We start from the raw sequence: 17,348 nt of genomic DNA, 5'->3' as shown, positions 1-17,348 counted from the left end.
TAACTTTGCCTTTTTAGTATTTATAGGCTAAACAGTTATAACGCTTAAGCCACAAATATACGTATTTTAATACAGAACCTTATAACCTATGAAACAATTGTTCTTGTTTTTTGCATTTTTACTGCCTTTTTGTATACATGCACAACTCCACGATGCATTCGATAATGTTGATATTGCGCATAAGTATCCCTGGAAAGGGGATGTAGACCGATTTGTGATAGAAAATGGATTTATGCGATTGAACGCCAGAGCGCAAAAAGATAAAGCCGCGATATACTTGTATGGAGCTACGTTAAATGAAAATGAATGGAATTTCAGGGTTAAATCAGGCTATCGAACCACGTCTGCAAACTATATGCGTATTTATTTGTGGAGTGATAGCTGTAATTTCTCCAATCAGCAATCCGCTTATTATGTGGAAATAGGAGGAGGGCAGGTGCAAAAAATATCCCTTTGTAAAAAGAAAGCATGGGAAAGCCCTTCTGCGTTAATTTCAAAACCGATTAATAATCTGGATAATCCGTTCGATATTCATATACGTGTGGTGGCCGATAAGGAGGAGATAAAATTATATGCCCGGCTCCATACGAAGACCGATTTTACGGAAATAGGTTCGTCCTACTATACGCCCGAAGTGAATCCGGGCTACTTTATACTCTATTGTAATTATTCCACAGATCATGCGAAAAACAAATATTTCGGTCCGGTCGATATCAAAAATTTCAGCGTAACCGAACCTGCTTTACCTGTTAAGCCCACCGAACTATCTGTTCTTACGCTTAAACAGGAAGATGCCTCGACAATTCTGCTGACCTTTAACCAGGCGGTTGATCCGCAATACGCTTCTTTCGTTCTTACATCGCTGGGCGAAGTGGATGAAATCTACTGGTCGGAAGATGAAACACAGGTTCGTTTGATCTGGTATGGAGCTATGGAAAATGGAAAGGCGTATACCTTAACTTACGAAAATCTGTATGATTCGAATCGGGAATCAAACCATTCAACGCTATCTCCCTTTATTGCGACAGCGGAGGTTACGGATAACGAAAGCTCCAAGCCGGTGACTTCCCAATACAGTAAAGGAGATATCCTGATAAATGAAGTTATGGCCAATCCCAATGGCGCAAAAGGTCTGCCGGAAACGGAGTATGTGGAACTGCATAATACAACAAATGAAGCCATTGATCTGACTGGTTGGTCTTTTTACTATGCAGCAAAAGCAACGTTGTTAAAATCGGCTATCCCTGCAAAAGGATACGCGGTGCTTTTTCGTGAAGGTCGTGCTGTAGAGGTCGATAACGGTGGCGTTTCAATTCCCTTAGCAACATTTCCATCGGCATTAGCAAATACGGGAAAACAATTGCTGTTAACAACCAAAGAGGGTGTTCTTATCGATGATATTACTTATACAGAGGCTAAACCGGGTTGTTCGTGGGAGCGGATAGGAGAGGGCTGGCAATACTCTTCGGATGAAAGAGGTGGCACTCCCGGATCAAAAAATTCTACGACCGATCAAGGAGAGAACGCAGGAGATAGCGATCAGGTTGTTGTACTTCCTTACGAAATAGTTTTTTCGGAACTATTGCCCGAACCACAGGTAGGAGGAAGTGAATATATTGAACTATACAACCGATCGAAAAGAACATTGCCACTGAACGGATTGGCTGTAGCCGTTCGGAAGTCGGACGGTACCTTAAGCACGAATTATGCGCTAAGCTCCCTCGCCGAACCTCTTGACGCGGGCGAATATTGTGTGTTGACTAAAAACGCAGCGGGTGTGCTCGATTACTTTTTAGTGCCTTCGCCTGAAAAAATAAACGAAGTGAAGCTACCTATTCTGGCGAACACATCATCAGAACTTGTTTTGTTTCGTAGTAAAGACAAGGAGGTTATCGATGAGGTGCATTACAGTGAAAAATGGCACTCTTCTTCCGTGAAAAATAAAAAAGGGGTTGCGTTGGAGAAAATTGATTTGGATGGCAATTCGCAAGATCCGGACAACTGGACTTCCGCGTCTTCCTTATCAGGAGGAGGAACTCCGGGATACGCCAACTCACAAGGTGGAACAAATGGCGGAGGAAATCCTACGGGAATTCAAGATCCGGAGTTTATAACGGCAACAGGAACTTATGAAATAGCCTATCGTTTAGATCGAGCCGGTTATATTTGCAGGGCAAGTATATACGATACTTCAGGCAGAAAAATCACGGAGATCGTTAATCAGGAACTGTTAGGAACGGAAGGTATAATCTCCTGGAACGGATTTGCCACCGGAGGAAACAAGCCTTCAACCGGTGTATACATATTCCATGCCGAACTACATCATCCGCAAGGAGGACGCAAGACGTATAAAAAAGTTTTCCTTGTAAAGTGAGATTTATTCGTAAACAGCTTTATACCATTCGAGTTGTTTGTACCATTCTCCGAGCTCTGGGTGTTTATTATTTAATGTTTGATAAGGATATAATGTTAATCCACAATGCGTGCTAACATCAAAACCATCTGAAAAATATTTAAATAGGTTGTCTGTATGTCTTTCGAATAGAACTGTTTTATTTAAGATGATATCAAAAGAGTTTAGTGTTTCCGGGTCAACTATATGTGAAAAATAATCTCTTAAGTCATATGAAATTAGACCAGGAGCGTAAAAAGCACTTCTTCTGTCAAAGCTTTGAATGTTGGATAAAGATATATTTTCTAAAGATTCTTTGTTATTCATAATTATTGATCGTGAAGTTAATGCTAAATCAGACAAACCATCTGTTGATACTAATGATATAGTAGCAGATTTGTCTCTATTCCTGGTTCCTTCTCCAATTGTGTAAAAATTATAAAAGGAAGTGCATATAGATCGTAACGCTTTTTCAGTTTCTTGTGAAAATAATTGACTGAAAATATTTTGGTAAGGAAAGCCTAAATCCCATATTTCTGCAGCAGAAGAAACAATATATTTGGATTTGCTTCTTAATGTGTATGCAACTTCAATGCTACCCATATAGCAAGCGTCAAAAAGTATAAATTCAAAAGTGTTATCTGGAATTGCACTCTGTAAATCGTTTAATTCTATTGCATTTTGGTTCTTGTCATAACCATAATTTTTTGTTGTAGGCCGTGTAGGGGTTGCAATATTATTAGATAGTTGATTATAAATATCTCCTGTTCTAAATGTCTGCTTTTTTTTATTAGGAAGCCAATTTAATCCGTGTCCCCAAAGGATTAAACCGTAACTTTCTGCAGGGTATTTTGTTCGTACTTCAGAAATAATATCATTTAAGACCTCTTTTGTTCCGGAACTTTGATTAATACTATATGTTTGAATTGTGTCTGCAATCCCGTTTTGAACAAGAACTAAGACTGGTGGCTCAATTGGTCGATTGATATAAACAAGCAATCGATTATTCTGCATATCAAATGTGGAAGATGCCGTTTTTAGTGCTTGTAGGTTTGTTCCTGTATTGCCTGCAAGATCGGAGTCTGATGACATGTAGACTAAAATAGTTCGGCTTGGACCGTTCGGTGTTTCGTCGTCAGAACAACCTGTGAGAATTAATGCGAGAAATAGAAATGAAGATAAAAGATACTTCATAGTTTTACTTTTTTGACTTTGCCTTTTTTACTTTCATTATGAAAACGGTCTACAGCCGTTACAATATACGTGTATTTCTCGTTTCCGTTCTTATATGGTAACAAATAAAAGGAGTTTCTGGTTGTAGCCACGATATTATCGGGGTTATTTAGATCTTTTATTTCGTGTTTTGCAAAACGATAAATTACGAAATACGAAGCCAACTCCGGATTTGTAGGGCTTTGTTCCGCTTGCCAATGGAGCATATAACCATGCTCCGTCCATTCGGCTTTTAGCTTCTTTATTTCTTTAGGTGCCCGATTGTGTAAATGTGTGTAGGCCGGAATAAGAGCCGGAGAACGATGATAATGCCTTCTCAAACTATCCGAAACGCCTCCGTTGTTCCAAAGCAATTCGTTGGCCGGCCAAAAACAATTTCCCATTACATTTGGTAACGTACGGGCATAACGCATTTTGTCAGTCAGCTGTTTTGCTTGCATAGTACGGGCTACACTTTGTCCGATATAAAGATGACCTCCGTAGGCATTATTGTTCCACCATTTAATTAGTGTAGTATAGTCTGCCGCCGTGTGCCCCATCTCCCAATAGAGTTGAGGAATGTTATAATCGATCCAGCCTTCCTTTACCCAGCGTGTTATATCGGCATAAAGATCGTCGTAATTCTGAAGTCCGTTTGTGTTACTTCCGGAACCGTCAGGCGTACTTTTCCTGTTTCTGTAGATACCAAACGGGCTGATACCGAAACGCACCCAAGGCTTGCTCAGTAAGATAGTCCGTTTAAGTTCGCTTATCAAGGTGTTTACATTATCGCGCCTCCAATCCGCACGTTGTGCATCGGTATAACCTTTCGGTTTGCCGTATTTCCGAAAACTGACATCATCGGGGAAAGATTCTCCCGGAGCAGGGTAAGGATAGAAATAATCATCCATGTGAATCGCATCCACATCATAACGGGAAACAATATCACGCACTACGCGGCAGATAAACTGTCGGTTATCCGGGATCCCCGGATCAAACAAAACCTGCTTGTTATAGGTAACAAACAAATCGGGGCGATCATGATAAATATGTGAATCTGCAAACCTTGTATCTCCTGCCGTACTTGCACGATAAGGATTCAGCCAAGCGTGAAACTCCATATTTCGCTTATGACATTCTTGAATAAGGAAAGCCATCGGATCAAAATTACCCGCTGGAGCAAGCCCCTGTTCGCCGGTAAAGAAACGACTCCAGGGTTCAATGTCTGATTTATAAAAAGCATCGGCTTCGGGGCGTACCTGAAAAACGATAGCGTTGATGCCGCAATCTTGTAAGAAATCCAGTTTTTTAATAAAGCTGGTCTTCATTTCTGCAGGAGACATGTTTTTATATTCGCCTTGAAAAGCAGTTTGTATCCAGGCTCCCCGAAATTCTCTTTTCGGATTCTCCGATACCGGAGCCGTTACTTGTTTAGAAACGGAACAGGATGTAATAAACACAATCAGAGCCACGGATAATAGCCGGAAATAATTAGCAGACATGAATTTACGGATTTAATTTCCTGCAAAAATAGTGATAAGATTGAATTTACAGAAATATATTCCATTTGAACCGAAAATAGTTGTAACCAACAAGTTCATTAGGTGTAATATGATTATTCGAATAGTAATTATTCAAAATTAAATAATTACATTTGAAAAAACGTTTAGTTTATGGAAGATAAAATACGTAATCCATTTATAATAGGAGGATATGTTGCACCCGTATATTTTTGCGACCGAAAAAAAGAATCGGAAGAATTGCTGACTTCTATACTAAATTTCCGTAACACCTCAATTATATCGCCTCGTCGTATGGGGAAGACAGGGCTGATAAGGCACTGTTTTTATTCCCCACTGATAAAAAAAGATTTTCACGCATTCGTCCGGCCTGATATCTGCAAATGCCTCCGTATTTTAATGTGATGTAGGTGGAGTCTCCTGTCTCCATCAGCGAGGTGTATAGCGTATCAGCCTCCGCATAACGTTTGTTCATGTAGAGTGCCATCCCTTTGTTTCGCAGGATCTGTCTGTTTCCGGGATTGTAATAGAGTGCTGTGTCGCAAATGGCCAACGCCTCTTCTGTGTAATCACCACCGATGCGTAGCATACCGTTGATGAGGTTGCTTGCGAGACCGGCGTTTTCACGATTGTAATTGTAAGCCAGAAAATAACTGGATACCGCCGGAAAGTATTGTTCCATTTTGGTGTAGCAATCTCCCAATCCGGCTAATAAAGCGGAGTTTTGCTCATTATATTCAATCAGGGTAGCGTATCTTTTTATCGATTTCTCATAGTCGCCCGTCTGATAATAAAGACGAGCCAGTTGATGGTTGGCGTAAAAATTAAGACTGTCTGTTTCTAATACTTTACGAAAAAGCTGCTCTGCTTCCGTTCCCTTGCCTACGTTGATTGCTGTACGGGCAACGGTATTCAACACATCGATGTTTGTCGTGTCCATATAGAAACAATGGTGATAAAAATCGTAAGCCTTTCGATACCGTAGCAAGCCTTCATAAGCCTGCCCTATCGAATACATTGTATTGAAATTCGATGAGTCGCTTGCTGTAAGCGTTTCCACCTTGTCAATTACCGCAGCATATTGTTTGCGATTGACTAACTCTTGCAGGCTGTTCTCTTCTTGTGCCTGCCCGATGAAAGGCAGAACACAGAAGAGAAGATAAACCAATCTATAATTCACCATGATCTCGTGCTTATCTTTGTGATGAAGATTTTCTAATCAAAACAATATTCCGGGCTGTTATTGCAACCTGAAGGTAATCGGCACTGTATATCTCACGTTCACAGCCTGTCCTTTTTCTTTACCCGGCTCCCAGATAGGCATAGTGCCAATTACACGCATAGCTTCTTTGTCAAGCGAAGGATATACTCCGCGCATAACTTCTACATCCGCTACACTGCCATCTTTCTTAACGGTGAACGAAACAATCACACGTCCTTGTTTACCACCTTCCTGTGCGTCTGTAGGATATTTTATTCCTTGGTTGATAAATTTTAGTAATGCTTCCTCTCCTCCCGGAAATCTGGGCATCTCTTCCACTACGGTATATACATCGCCTTTTATCTGATTGGACGCATTTGGTGAAGCAGTTTCATTCCCTCCGGAACTTAATCTAAACGTAATCGGCACTGTATACTTCACGTCTACCGCCTGGCCGCGTTGTTTACCCGGTTCCCAGTTAGGGAATGTACTTATTACCCGTACGGCTTCCGTGTCTAATAACGGGTCAACACCACGCACAACTTCTACATCCGATACAGAACCGTCCTTGTTAACAATAAAACTGGCAATCACACGGCCTTGAATACCTTTTTCCTGAGCCGTTACAGGATATTTTATGCCTTTGTTAATAAACTCAAGCAGTTTCGCTTCACCACCGGGGAATTTAGGCATCTCTTCAACAACAGTGAAAACTTGATCTCTGGATTTACTTTGTCCCGCCGGTTTTAAAATAATTGTAGGAGTTGCCTGAACCGAGCTTACGCTTCTGTTTTCTTTGTCATAATTAATAAATGAAACAGAAAGTGTGGCATTATTATCTGTTTGCAACTCAAAATTCCCATTCAGGTCTGTGATGGTACCTGTATCAGTGCCATCCACAATCACATTTGCTCCGGCAATGGCGTTACCATTCGTATCCACTACCGTTCCGCTCACTTTTACAGAACCGGCTTCGGTTGTAGTTTCAGAAGTCGATTCTTGTTTCGTACGGTCGATATTACAAAATTGCAGTAATAAAGCTGCAAAAGGTAGGAAGATGAGGTATTTGGCTCTTCCCATTCTGCTGGATCGTTTTTTATTCATCATCATGATTCGATTTTTTAAGTCTAACACATTAAAATTATTGTATAATGTAGCCGTTGACTGTTGGTGCATTAAACCTAACAGATGAAACTGATAGGTTTTACTATCATAGCCGGAATGTATTACCGTGTTATCTGCAAGGTATTCCAAGTTATGTCTGACTTCTCTTTTCAGCAACCAGACGAAAGGATTTACCCAACAGCAAATAGAAATCAGTTCGCTGAAAATCACATCAATCGAATGCCATTGAGCAACGTGCGTACATTCATGCATGAGGATTTCTTCCAATTCTTTTTCCGAATGACTGTCCGGATAAACAAATATGGAACGGAAGAATGAGAACGGAGCAGCCGGCTTTGGAAGCAGGTATACGGGAATTCCATTAATAACGGACCGTTTGCTGAGGCGTTTGATCCGGAGGATGCTGGCTAATTGAATAATGAACCGTATAAGCAAACATCCGGCAACTGTAACGTAAATTAAGAGCGCGATGTTATTAATTATTTGCCCCCATGAAATAACGTTGGCGTTTGTTTGCTCTACCACTATTTCCGGTGATACACTCGAATAATAGTAAATTACTTCTGCAATAGGCTGTTGCTGTACTTTTACCCATTCTTGAATATTAAATAAAGGATAAGAAAAAGCAAGTACATAAAACGTGAGTAAGGTTATACGGCGTAAAGTAAAGTATGTGTCTTTATAAAAGAACAAACGATAAAAGCCGTACAACAGAATAAACGCTATGTTTATCTTTACGAAATAAGCTAATTCAGGTGTAATATTCATAACAGTAAGGTGTTAAGTTATTCTTTACCTCTTTCAATCATCTTAATAATATCTTCCAGGTCTTTAGCCGTTAGCTTTTGGTCTTTCGCGAAGAAAGAAACCATTTCCTTATAGGAGTTTTCGAAATAATTTTGTACCACTCCGTTCATAAACGTGCGCTTATAGTCGCTTTCAGCTATTAGCGGTGTGTATTGGTAAGTGTTTCCTATAGGTTTCGCTTTCACGTATTTTTTTCGCTCCAGATTTTTAATCACAGACGCCAACGTAGTGTAAGGAGGTTTGGGGTCATCATATTTCACCAAAACATCTTTTACAAAACAGGGTGCCGTTTGCCATATCCAGCGCATGGCTTCTTCTTCTTGCATTGTTAACTTTTCCATTCTATATTCAGTTTTAATATTATCATTACGAATGTTTCGTAGCAAATCTACGTAAAAATCGTAATATAAAAACAGACAAAGGGTTAATTAGTATTAATGTTTGTTCTTTTTGCGGTATTTATAAAAATAAAAAAGACTGTTTCTCGTTGTTACTTATGATAATACAATAGTTGTTACTTGATCTGATACAATAAACGTCTGTACCTAATCCGATGCTTAGAGCCTGTTTAAATTTTCCAACGAGCAAAATTTAAACAGGCTCTTCTATGAAAAAAATAAATATCCGGCACAACCCATTTTCTACGATTTAAGTTAAAATCGGGGGTAAATTGCTTTTTTTTTGACGTGTTTTTAAGTTGTTGATAATCAGGATTATGTATATGCCGAAAAACATAAAGGTTATTTTTGAAAAAATAAAGGATGTTTTCAGAAAAATAAAGGATATATTTATATTTATAAAGTATGCAAAAAAACAACGCTGATTTAAAGGGGGAATTTGAATTGTTAAAAAGGATCAGACCGAACAGAAATTTGACGTAGATCATGCGGTGTTTTAAAGCGTTCGTTTTTTTTTTTTTGAATAGCATTCGTTTGGCTTGAATTTGTTTTGGGAGGGTTTATGCTATAATACTATTTGTTTCTGCAAAAAAAAATTAAAATGGTTTTGTTTATTTAGTATCCGTAAATACATAATAATAATGTACGTATTATTCTAACTTTTATAAATTTAATATTAATAGAATCGAAATGGGAAAATTTGAACTGTCAAAAAGAAAAAATGGTGAATTTCAATTTAATTTGAAAGCCGGTAATGGCGAAATTATTCTTACAAGCGAAGGATATACAACAAAAGCAGCCTGTGTAAATGGTATAGAATCAGTTAAAAAGAACGGTCCGGTTGATGGCAGATATGAAAAGAAGGTTGCTTCGAACGGGAAATTTTTCTTTAATCTGAAAGCAACAAACGGACAGGTAATCGGCTCGAGCCAGATGTACGCCTCAGAGTCCGGTCGTGATAACGGCATCGAATCAGTGAAAAAAAACGCTCCTGAATCTCCTGTTGTTGAATTGGACAGCTAAAAGTAAACTGCCATTTACGACAAAAAAGGCCATAGAGAAACAGTATAATGTATCTTTATGGCTTTTCTTTTAGTTTGAGACCGGGTGATTTGTGTGCTAAGCCGGCATGGTATGTGAATAAAAAATAAAGAATAAGCAGAATAACTTAATTCTGTTTATATTTGCATGTTATCAACAAAACGGTTGACTTATCAACAGTTAGCTCATTTGCTGATAGTCGGTCAAATGGTTTATTATTTTTTTGGATAGATTTGCGACCGAAACATATAAAGCTTAACATTATGGGGAAAATAATAGCATTGGCAAATCAAAAGGGAGGAGTGGGTAAAACCACAACGACCATAAATTTAGGGGCTTCATTGGCTGTGCTTGATAAAAAGGTTCTGGTGGTAGATGCTGATCCTCAGGCAAATGCTTCCTCAGGCCTTGGAATAGATATACGCGATGTGAAGTTGTCTATTTATGAATGTCTGATCAATGGAAATGAGGCGAAAGACGCTATTATTTCTACTGAAGTGGAGCATTTAGACATTATCCCTTCCCATATTGATTTGGTTGGTGCGGAAATTGAGATGTTGAATATTGAAAACCGGGAACAGTTGCTTCGGCAAGTGCTTCAGCCCTTGAAAGAACTGTATGATTATATTTTGATCGATTGTTCTCCTTCTCTTGGTTTGATTACTGTCAACTCCCTTACCGCCGCCGATTCTGTTATAATTCCGGTGCAATGTGAGTACTTCGCATTGGAAGGTATCAGTAAATTACTGAACACGATAAAGATTATTAAATCAAGATTAAATACTTCATTGGAAATTGAAGGCTTCCTGATGACGATGTATGATTCGCGTCTTCGATTAGCTAATCAGATTTATGAAGAAGTGAAAAAACCGTTCCGGGAACTGGTGTTTGATACGGTTATACAACGCAACATTAAATTGAGCGAGGCGTCCAGTTACGGAAAGCCGGCACTGCTGTATGACGCTGAATCCAAAGGTGCTTTAAACCATATTCAACTGGCACAGGAACTGATTGAAAAGAATAAGAAACGAAAATAAGATATTTGTATTATGGCAGGACTTAAAAGATCGGCCCTTGGTCGCGGATTGGATGCACTGATAACGATGGATGACCTGAAAACGGGTGGTTCGTCATCTATTAGTGAGATAGAATTAAGCAAAATTCAACCTAATCCGGAACAACCCCGTACGGTCTTTGAAGAAGAAGCTTTAGAGGAACTTGCTACTTCAATACGCTCGTTGGGCGTGATTCAACCTATAACATTGCGTGAGATTTCTCCGGATAAGTATATGATCATATCCGGCGAAAGGCGTTATCGCGCTTCTTTAAAAGCCGGATTGACAGGGATACCGGCTTATATCAAGACCGCTGATGATGAGAATGTAGTAGAAATGGCGCTGATCGAAAATATTCAGCGTGAAGATTTGAATTCCATTGAAATAGCATTGGCTTATCAGAAACTGATTGATCTTTACGGTTTAACCCAGGAGCGGCTAAGTGAGCGGGTAGGGAAGAAGCGCGCCACGATAGCGAACTACCTTCGTTTGCTGAAATTACCGGCGGAGATTCAAATGGGGCTGAAAGATAAGAAAATCGATATGGGGCACGCGCGTGCCTTGCTTCCGGTGGAAAATCCTAAAGAGCAACTGAAGTTATACGAGCGCATCCTGACGGAAGGTTTATCTGTGCGCAATGTGGAGGAATCCGTACGCAGTGCAGGTGTTACCGAAACGAAAAAGGAGAAGAAAGAGAAAAAGGCGTTGTTGCCCGAAGAGTATAATTTATTGAAAGACCATCTGTCGTCTTTCTTTAAAACAAAAGTACAATTGACCTACAATGATAAGGGTAAAGGAAAGATTACTATTCCTTTCGTATCTGAAGAGCAATTGGAAGAACTGGTTGGTTTGCTTGACAAACTGAAACGATAAGCCGTTGAATGTGGATAATTTTTTTAGCGTAAATAAAATAATAATATACTTGTGTGTTTCGTTTTGTGTTGCCCTGACAGGGTATTCGCAGGAAATTGTTCCTGTTGAAGTGCATACAACGATAGCAGACACAGTTTTGGTGGATTACCCGGAAATTGCAGCGGATACTGTAATTGTATCAGCGGTAGATTCGGTGACACAAGCCGTGCTTTTGGCGGCTGATTCGCTTGTAGTTCCTTCGCCGGAGGAAATGCAGGTGGTCGAACCTTTTAAGCCCAATCCGACGAAAGCGTTGCTTTTTTCCGCGCTGGTTCCGGGTTTAGGGCAGATTTATAATAAAAAGTATTGGAAGCTCCCTATTATCTATGGAGGGCTTATGGGATGTGTGTATGCCATGACGTGGAATCACGGGAATTATTCGGATTACTCCAATGCCTATTGGGGCACTGTTCAGAAGGATCCGATTATGCACAAAGACTTGTGGCAGAACTTTGTGACAGGATCTATAGACTGGAACGATGACGAAGCGATGCTTGCGAAAGCGCGGGATGTGAATTTTCAGAATCAGTTGAAGCGCAGGAAAGATTATTTTCGTCGGTTTCGGGATATGAGTATCTTTATTGGTGTCGGGGTTTATGTATTGGGTATGCTTGACGCGTATGTTGACGCGCATTTGTTTGATTTTGATATTTCGCCGGATTTATCCATGAGGGTAGAGCCGACAATTACGCCGGGAAATAGTCAGACCCCTCATATATACGGAATAAATTGTAGTATAAAATTCTAATTTAATGATAAAGCAACTCTTGCTAATAATAGGCTTACTGCTAAGTCTAAGTTTTGCTGTCGCACAAGAGACAGAGATTACGGGAGACGAAACCTATTCTGTTCTTTCTCAAGAGGAACTAATTGATGAGGTTGGTTATATCCCGGAAAGTTTGGATGCGGATATAGACAGTCTTCTCCATTCATGGCATGTGAGGTATTTTACATCTTCGGTTGATTACTGCCAAGATGATGAAAAAAATGTGTTTTTCCCTGATTCTACTTATAGAGACCGTTTGGATAGACTGCCTCGGGTTATTCCGATGCAATACAACAAGGTGGTACGTCAATGCATTGACCTGTATGCCGAGCGTCGCCGCGGATTGGTTCGTTATATGTTGGGGATGGCAGATTATTATTTTCCGATTATTGAACAGGTATTGGATGAACATGATCTGCCTCTTGAATTGAAGTATCTTGCTGTTGTAGAGAGTGCTTTGAACCCAAGGGCTTTATCACGTGTTGGGGCTTCGGGCCTCTGGCAATTCATGTTGCCGACCGGAAAAGTTTACGGACTTACAATAAATAGCTTAGTAGATGAACGCTTAGACCCTGTAAAGTCTACCTATGCCGCCTGTCGTTACTTTAAGGATATGTACGCGATTTATAACGACTGGAATTTGGTTATGGCTGCCTATAACTGTGGTCCGGGTAATGTGAATAAAGCAATGAAACGTTCAGGGAAGACTGATTTTTGGGACATTTTCCCTTATCTTCCTAAAGAAACCCGTTCTTATGTTCCCTTGTTTATCGCGGCCAATTATATTATGAACTATTATTGCGACCACAACCTTTGCCCGGTAGAAACAAATCTGCCTTTAGCAACCGATACGGTTGTTGTGAATAAAATACTTCATTTTGATCAGGTGGCTGATATGCTGTCTCTTGATATAGAGCAGCTTCGTGTGTTGAACCCCCAATATAAAAGAGATATTGTGCCGGGAAATACCGGATCGGCTGTTCTTAAATTGCCTGCGGCACAAACGTATGCTTTTGTGGAAAATGAAGATACGATTTTTTATCATGGAACGGATTCTTTGTTAGCGGATATGCTGAATAATACCACGGAGGTGAAAACAACCCGTGAACGCATTGTACACATTACGAAACAAGGAGAGAATCTGCATGTTGTAGGAAATAAATACGGTGTTACGGCTAAAGATATACGTAAGTGGAACGGATTGGGCAGTAACCGGGTTGCTGTGGGGAAAAGATTGGTGCTTTATGTAGATAACGGAGGCGTTGCTTTTGCTTCGAACGCGAAGGCTAATGCACCGGCTGCTACAAAGAAAGCCGCTGCGTCGACCACTGTAAATACCGATAAGGGAAACAGTGATTATCGCTCATATACGGTTCAGTCCGGAGATTCGCTGTACTCGATTTCGAAAAAGTATCCGGGTGTAACGATCGCGCTTATTCAAAGCACAAATAATATGACGGGAACGAGTTTACGTCCCGGACAGATACTGAAGATACCGGTAGTTTAGTTAACCGGCTCTGTTTTTCTGAGTGAATAGTTTTTAACACATTTAACATGGTAGCGTATGGAATTTTTGGAATTAATTAAAAGTCAGGTAGCCGAATCAATAAAAGGACAGATCGAGCTGCCAAAGGAAAAAGAAAATAGTGTTGTGGGAGGAATCGGTGATTCAATCCTTGGCGGACTTAAACAAGCTGCCGGCGAATCAAATGGATTAGAGCGTATTATGTCTCTTTTTAATGGAAATACAGCCGCGTCTGCCAGTCCGGTAACTAAGATGATCCAATCGTTTTTTGTGCAACAAATCGCACCTAAGTTGGGTATCGACAGTGGTCTGGCTAATACAATTCAGGCTTTTCTTCCAACCATAATCGATGGGGTAACCAAAAAAGCTTCTTCAGATAAAAACGTGGATCTTGTTGCTGTGCTAACTTCGTTGGCAGGAGGAAAATCCGGCGGCAGCCTTATCGAAAAGGCCGGAGGATTATTGGGTGGCATTCTTGGGAAGTAAGAAATAGCGGTTTGAAGTTGCAAACCCGAAACAAACGACCCGTTGTTCGGATGTAGACCGAAACTACTCGTACAACGGGTTTGTTGTATTTAAAATTAACTATTGATAGGATTCCCATTCTGTAGTGGGAATCAATTGGATTTAATATATTTGTATGCAAACAGCAATTAACAAGGAGATAGACTATGAGCGATGCGAAAAAACCGGGAGTTGAAGAAATGTCTGCTGATGAAAAACAAATTCGTGCTGAGTTTGAGGCGCTTCTTCAAGACTATCTAAACTCTAATCACAGAAGAAAGGTAGAATTAATAACAAAAGCGTTTGAGTTTGCCAATCAGGCTCATTCCGGTGTCAAGCGACGTTCCGGCGAGTCTTATATTCTGCATCCCTTGGCTGTTGCCCGTATTGTATGCCGGGAAATGGGGCTTGGCTCTACTTCCATTTGTTCCGCTCTGCTGCATGATGTTGTGGAAGATACAGAATATACGGTTCAGGATATCAGCAATATGTTCGGCCCCAAAATCGCCCAGATTGTAGACGGGCTGACTAAAATTTCAGGAGGTATCTTCGGTGAACAGGCTTCGGCACAGGCTGAAAACTTCCGCAAACTGTTGCTCACAATGAGTGACGATATCCGTGTGATTTTGATTAAGATAGCAGACCGTTTGCATAATATGCGTACACTCGGATCGCTTTTGCCTGCCAAACAATTTAAAATTGCCGGAGAAACGCTCTACCTATATGCCCCTATGGCTCACAGGTTGGGCCTTTTTTCTATTAAGACAGAACTGGAAGATCTTAGTTTCAAATACGAACACCCGCAGGAATACGCCTTTATACAAGAACGGTTGGACGCGACCGAAGAAGCGCGCAAAAAACTGTTCGGACATTTTGCCGTTCCGGTTGATAAGAAACTGCAAAGCATGGGACTTAAATACGAAATGCGCGCGCGGGTTAAGTCGGCTTACTCTATTTGGAGTAAAATGGAGAGTAAAGGTGTATCGTTTGATGAGATATATGATATTTATGCTGTGCGTATCATCTTTGAATCTCAACTGGGAATAGATGAAAAGAACCAGTGTTGGGAGATTTACTCTGCTATTACAGATATTTACCGCATACGACCGGACCGGATTCGAGACTGGGTGAGTAGGCCGAAAGCAAACGGATATCAGGCATTGCACCTGACGGTTATGGGACCCGACGGTCAATGGGTGGAAATTCAGATTCGTAGCCGCAGAATGGATGATATTGCCGAGAAAGGCTTTGCCGCGCATTGGAAATATAAAGAACATAATGTGGAAGAGGATACGGAACTGGACAAATGGTTGCATACAATCACGGAAATTCTGGAGAACCCGAATCCAAACGCGTTAGATTTTTTAGATACGATAAAATTAAATCTTTTCAGTGCCGAAATTTTTGTGTTTACACCGAGAGGGGATATAAAAACACTTCCTCAGGGTGCCACCGCGTTGGATTTTGCGTATGCGCTTCATACCAATATCGGGAATAAATGTATCGGGGCAAAGGTGAACCACCGCCTTGTTCCCTTGAGTCATCCCCTGGCAAGTGGCGACCAGGTTGAAATACTCACCTCGCGTTCGCAGGAGCCGCAACCCGATTGGATAAATTTTGTAACAACCGCAAAGGCAAAGGCGAAGGTAGATTATGCTTTAAAACGTTCGCGCCGTGAGGTTGCCCGTGAAGGAGAACACAAGGTGATTACTGCCTTGAAGAACGCGGAGATTGATCCGAATACCGGAGAACTCGATAAGCTGGCGCTTTATTATGGTTTTCCGAAAAGGGAGGATCTGTTTTATTCCGTAGAAAAAGGAGAGACCGTACTTCCGGAAAACTTAAAAAAGATATTGAAAGAAAAAACAGACAACTTCTTTTTCAAATACCTGAAACAAGCTCTTGGTGTTGGAAAAACGCAGGAAGAAGATGCGTCCGTTGAGGAAGAACCGAAAGAGAAACCGCAATACGACAAGAAAAGACCGTATATCCTTCGTGAGGAAGCTTTTAACCGGAACTATGTGCTGGCGGAATGTTGTAAACCAATTCCGGGTGACGATGCGCTGGGTTTTATAAATGACGATGGTAATGTGGTGGTGCATAAGCGTTCCTGTCCCATCGCTATGCGCCTGAAAAGCAGCTTTGGCGAACGTATTCTATCCACGGAATGGAGTAGTCATAAAACCGCCTCGTTCGAAGCCACACTCGAGGTAAAAGGGATTGACTCGCTTGGCGTGTTAAGTAATATCTCAAAAATTATATCCGAAGATTTTAACGTGAATATCCAGCGATTGTTGATTGAGGCGAAAGATGGTGTTTTCGAAGGAAAAATAAAGATGAAAGTACACGACGTGGAAGATATTCAGAAAATATGCGTTAAGCTGTCGAAACTAAAGAGCATTAAATCGGTAGGCAGAGTTGGCGAATGATAAATCCGAATTTATCGTAGGGGCGAAAAAAGTTCACCCCTACATGATAATGTAATTTCTTTGTTGTTAAAAAGGCAGGTCATCCACCGGATTGGCCGGACCAAAATCGGGTGCTGCTACTGTAGGATTGCTGATTGGAGATGTAGCTGCTTCGGGTGAAGATTGCATTGCAACGCGATCAACTTTCCATGCGCTGATGTTGGTGTACCAACGGCCTTGATATTCACGGCTGTCGATATCGAAAAACACATTTACGTCTTCCCCTAATTTAATGTCTGCTTGCGTTATGCGATCTGCTCCAAATAGCTGGAAGCATACCTTTTTGGGGTATTGATCATACGTTTCCAATACATATTCTTGTTTTTTCCACTCGTTGCCATTTTTGCTTGTACCTCCTTGCTCGGGAAGAACAGCAATGATCTTTCCTGTAATTTCCATGATTGTCTTTTTATATTGGATGC

At 40.7% G+C, this 17,348-nt stretch carries 14 protein-coding genes and 1 pseudogene; 9 read left to right on the top strand and 6 right to left on the bottom strand.

Going from position 1 to position 17,348, the window contains the following annotated elements:
* Positions 1-88 precede the first annotated feature (88 nt).
* Complete coding sequence (locus tag B9Y81_RS11110; protein ID WP_085536993.1) at positions 89-2,374, top strand: lamin tail domain-containing protein; 2,286 nt, start codon at positions 89-91, stop codon at positions 2,372-2,374.
* Positions 2,375-2,377: 3 nt separating this feature from the next.
* On the opposite strand, the gene B9Y81_RS11105 is transcribed toward B9Y81_RS11110, so the two are convergent.
* Together B9Y81_RS11105 and B9Y81_RS11100 are read right to left on the bottom strand one after the other, a co-directional pair.
* Positions 2,378-3,586 carry a clostripain-related cysteine peptidase gene (locus tag B9Y81_RS11105; RefSeq protein ID WP_085536992.1) on the bottom strand — a complete coding sequence of 403 codons (1,209 nt, stop codon included), beginning with the start codon at positions 3,584-3,586 and terminating at the stop codon, positions 2,378-2,380.
* Positions 3,583-5,106: a glycoside hydrolase family 10-like protein gene (locus B9Y81_RS11100; RefSeq protein ID WP_085536991.1), complete on the bottom strand. Its 1,524-nt coding sequence runs from the start codon at positions 5,104-5,106 to the stop codon at positions 3,583-3,585. The genes B9Y81_RS11105 and B9Y81_RS11100 overlap by 4 nt, the downstream gene beginning before the upstream one ends.
* A 171-nt stretch (positions 5,107-5,277) precedes the next feature.
* On the opposite strand from B9Y81_RS11100, the pseudogene B9Y81_RS15520 reads away from it, so the two are divergent.
* Positions 5,278-5,487 (top strand): annotated as a pseudogene (locus tag B9Y81_RS15520) (ATPase); the annotation flags it as partial.
* Here B9Y81_RS15520 and B9Y81_RS11095 read toward each other — a convergent pair.
* The 3 genes from B9Y81_RS11095 to B9Y81_RS11085 all read right to left on the bottom strand — a co-directional run bounded on the left by B9Y81_RS11095 (position 5,402) and on the right by B9Y81_RS11085 (position 8,598).
* Positions 5,402-6,064, bottom strand: coding sequence for a tetratricopeptide repeat protein (locus B9Y81_RS11095; protein ID WP_394335449.1), 663 nt, complete (start codon positions 6,062-6,064; stop codon positions 5,402-5,404). The pseudogene B9Y81_RS15520 and the gene B9Y81_RS11095 overlap by 86 nt on opposite strands.
* A 300-nt stretch (positions 6,065-6,364) precedes the next feature.
* A complete protein-coding gene (locus B9Y81_RS11090; protein WP_085537760.1) occupies positions 6,365-8,212 on the bottom strand; it encodes a TonB family protein in 1,848 nt (615 codons plus the stop codon).
* Between the two features lie 23 nt (positions 8,213-8,235).
* Positions 8,236-8,598, bottom strand: coding sequence for a BlaI/MecI/CopY family transcriptional regulator (locus B9Y81_RS11085; protein ID WP_085536990.1), 363 nt, complete (start codon positions 8,596-8,598; stop codon positions 8,236-8,238).
* A 747-nt stretch (positions 8,599-9,345) separates the two neighbouring features.
* Between B9Y81_RS11085 and B9Y81_RS11075 the strand changes: the two genes are divergently transcribed.
* The 7 genes from B9Y81_RS11075 (at position 9,346) to B9Y81_RS11045 (ending at position 16,887) form a co-directional block, all read left to right on the top strand.
* On the top strand, positions 9,346-9,678 hold the full coding sequence (locus B9Y81_RS11075; RefSeq protein WP_085536988.1) for a YegP family protein: 333 nt from the start codon (positions 9,346-9,348) through the stop codon (positions 9,676-9,678).
* Positions 9,679-9,959: 281 nt separating this feature from the next.
* Positions 9,960-10,733, top strand: a complete 774-nt coding sequence (locus tag B9Y81_RS11070) for a ParA family protein (RefSeq protein WP_085536987.1) — start codon at positions 9,960-9,962, stop codon at positions 10,731-10,733.
* Positions 10,734-10,745: 12 nt separating this feature from the next.
* A complete protein-coding gene (locus B9Y81_RS11065; RefSeq protein ID WP_085536986.1) occupies positions 10,746-11,624 on the top strand; it encodes a ParB/RepB/Spo0J family partition protein in 879 nt (292 codons plus the stop codon).
* A gap of 10 nt (positions 11,625-11,634) precedes the next feature.
* Positions 11,635-12,411: a DUF5683 domain-containing protein gene (locus tag B9Y81_RS11060; protein WP_085537759.1), complete on the top strand. Its 777-nt coding sequence runs from the start codon at positions 11,635-11,637 to the stop codon at positions 12,409-12,411.
* 4 nt (positions 12,412-12,415) lie between these two features.
* Positions 12,416-13,936, top strand: coding sequence for a lytic transglycosylase domain-containing protein (locus B9Y81_RS11055; RefSeq protein WP_085536985.1), 1,521 nt, complete (start codon positions 12,416-12,418; stop codon positions 13,934-13,936).
* Between the two features lie 57 nt (positions 13,937-13,993).
* Complete coding sequence (locus tag B9Y81_RS11050; protein ID WP_085536984.1) at positions 13,994-14,440, top strand: DUF937 domain-containing protein; 447 nt, start codon at positions 13,994-13,996, stop codon at positions 14,438-14,440.
* Positions 14,441-14,625: 185 nt separating this feature from the next.
* Entirely contained in the window at positions 14,626-16,887 is a 2,262-nt protein-coding gene (locus tag B9Y81_RS11045; protein WP_085536983.1) for a RelA/SpoT family protein, read from the top strand.
* A 66-nt stretch (positions 16,888-16,953) separates the two neighbouring features.
* On the opposite strand, the gene B9Y81_RS11040 is transcribed toward B9Y81_RS11045, so the two are convergent.
* Positions 16,954-17,325, bottom strand: coding sequence for a DUF3127 domain-containing protein (locus B9Y81_RS11040; RefSeq protein WP_085536982.1), 372 nt, complete (start codon positions 17,323-17,325; stop codon positions 16,954-16,956).
* Positions 17,326-17,348 lie beyond the last annotated feature (23 nt).

Origin of the sequence: Massilibacteroides vaginae (assembly GCF_900178525.1) — a bacterium.
Lineage (GTDB): Bacteria > Bacteroidota > Bacteroidia > Bacteroidales > Tannerellaceae > Massilibacteroides > Massilibacteroides vaginae.
This window is presented reverse-complemented; position numbering and strand designations above follow the sequence as displayed.

Coding starts and splice junctions, on each gene's coding strand:
- B9Y81_RS11045 (WP_085536983.1), top strand. CDS start 14,626: ATGAGCGATGCGAAAAAACCGGGAGTTGAAGAAATGTCTGCTGATGAA.
- B9Y81_RS11095 (WP_394335449.1), bottom strand. CDS start 6,064: ATGGACACGACAAACATCGATGTGTTGAATACCGTTGCCCGTACAGCA.
- B9Y81_RS11075 (WP_085536988.1), top strand. CDS start 9,346: ATGGGAAAATTTGAACTGTCAAAAAGAAAAAATGGTGAATTTCAATTT.
- B9Y81_RS11070 (WP_085536987.1), top strand. CDS start 9,960: ATGGGGAAAATAATAGCATTGGCAAATCAAAAGGGAGGAGTGGGTAAA.
- B9Y81_RS11110 (WP_085536993.1), top strand. CDS start 89: ATGAAACAATTGTTCTTGTTTTTTGCATTTTTACTGCCTTTTTGTATA.
- B9Y81_RS11085 (WP_085536990.1), bottom strand. CDS start 8,598: ATGGAAAAGTTAACAATGCAAGAAGAAGAAGCCATGCGCTGGATATGG.
- B9Y81_RS11100 (WP_085536991.1), bottom strand. CDS start 5,106: ATGTCTGCTAATTATTTCCGGCTATTATCCGTGGCTCTGATTGTGTTT.
- B9Y81_RS11105 (WP_085536992.1), bottom strand. CDS start 3,586: ATGAAGTATCTTTTATCTTCATTTCTATTTCTCGCATTAATTCTCACA.
- B9Y81_RS11065 (WP_085536986.1), top strand. CDS start 10,746: ATGGCAGGACTTAAAAGATCGGCCCTTGGTCGCGGATTGGATGCACTG.
- B9Y81_RS11055 (WP_085536985.1), top strand. CDS start 12,416: ATGATAAAGCAACTCTTGCTAATAATAGGCTTACTGCTAAGTCTAAGT.
- B9Y81_RS11050 (WP_085536984.1), top strand. CDS start 13,994: ATGGAATTTTTGGAATTAATTAAAAGTCAGGTAGCCGAATCAATAAAA.
- B9Y81_RS11040 (WP_085536982.1), bottom strand. CDS start 17,325: ATGGAAATTACAGGAAAGATCATTGCTGTTCTTCCCGAGCAAGGAGGT.